General features: G+C 39.8%; 1 protein-coding gene and 1 pseudogene. Both read left to right on the top strand.

Going from position 1 to position 1,404, the window contains the following annotated elements:
• The first annotated feature begins 262 nt into the window (after window positions 1–262).
• Window positions 263–736, top strand: a complete 474-nt coding sequence (locus B5F71_RS19435) for a hypothetical protein (protein WP_087213635.1) — start codon at window positions 263–265, stop codon at window positions 734–736.
• Window positions 737–1,322: 586 nt separating this feature from the next.
• A pseudogene (locus B5F71_RS20025) lies at window positions 1,323–1,404 on the top strand (TetR/AcrR family transcriptional regulator); the annotation flags it as partial.

Genomic DNA, 1,404 nt, shown 5'->3' with positions numbered 1-1,404 from the left:
TTATCGTTATCGGAGAGGAAAGCCCCATAACAAGGGATGAAGCCGGGATTACGACCATCAGCATTTACGACTTCTTGCTTAAGGAAAATTCACTGGAACTTTAAGATGAACCTAATGATTGGCGGAGGAAATGGCAGGATGCCGACGGTCATTCTGCCCCTCCCGCCAACTCTTTCGCTACTTTTCCAAACCGTCCGGTTTGTTTCTCCGATTCTTTTCGTACCTTTGGGCGGCGGAATTAAGATTGCCAAATACAAATTCAATGAGAAAAGCCAATGCTATAAAGTTCACGATATACTTCTTGCTTTTCGCTGTTATTCTATACTTTGAATATTATGCGATAGAAATGCAAGGGGGAGAATGGATTGCCCATGACGACCGCAGACCTTTGACAAGCATGATGGCACTAATTGGCATTTGTCCCATTTATATATTGTATGATATAGCGATACGCAATACGTTGTGTCGGTTGTCCGCTCTTCTGCTGCAAGCTGTTTTTAACCTTTGGAGCTTATTATGGTTTAGCGCACTGCCGACACTTGGCACCTACGAAGCGGAATATGAACGCACAGGGGTACTGCCGGAGAATATGATACCGTCTGATGAAAACAACTTCTACTTTTGTTGGATTGTTGGTGCAATCATCATGACTTATCTTACGGTGGTAATGATTATTTCTTATGCTATGAAACTATATGCCGATAGCAAACAACTTAATCACCCCAATAGCGATTAGTTGCCAGATATTATAAATTGGGACAAATGATTCATTGGCAAAAGATAGTAAGGACGATATGGGCGTTAGACGATAATATATCGTTTTTTTGCCATAATGTAAAGCAAGCATGAAAGCAATCAGACTGATAAAATTCTTCTTCGATGCAATGTATTATCAATTCTTCATATTCAACCGGGACAAATTTCGGTTGGAAAACCCGCATGAAAGAACTGTGATGCTATTTTGCGGACTATTATTTTTACCTGCAATAGTGTTTATTTATCCATTGGTCAAAGAGAACTTCGATTATGATTTGCCGTTTATTTTTTTCATTTTAATCAATTACATCATGTACCGTTTTATGAGCAGGTATTACATCAAAAAGAAAAAGGGAATTGAAATAATGCGGGAAAAGCCATTGCTGTTTGGCAGTCAAAGGTTCTCCTGTATCATGTCTTGGGTGATTTATCCTCTTTGGGGCATATTGCTTTATTATATGATTAAGTACAAGTATTGGCTGAATTTCATATAATCATTTTTTTGCTTGCCGCGAACGCAAGTTTTCCCTACCTTCGTAGGCTAAAAACATAAACCCCTTACGCTTATGATAACAAACCGGGAAGAAGTGCTGGAGAACGCCTTGCGGGTGTTCGCCAAGATGAACTACGAGAAGGCAAGTCTGGTGA

The organism is Bacteroides sp. An269, from assembly GCF_002159755.1.
Classification (GTDB): domain Bacteria; phylum Bacteroidota; class Bacteroidia; order Bacteroidales; family Bacteroidaceae; genus Phocaeicola; species Phocaeicola intestinalis.
Note: the sequence above shows the minus strand (reverse complement) of the source record. Positions and strands in the feature narration are given on the sequence as shown.

Bases quoted from the DNA above. Each gene is read 5' to 3' on its own strand.
- B5F71_RS19435 (WP_087213635.1), top strand. From the start codon at position 263: ATGAGAAAAGCCAATGCTATAAAGTTCACGATATACTTCTTGCTTTTC.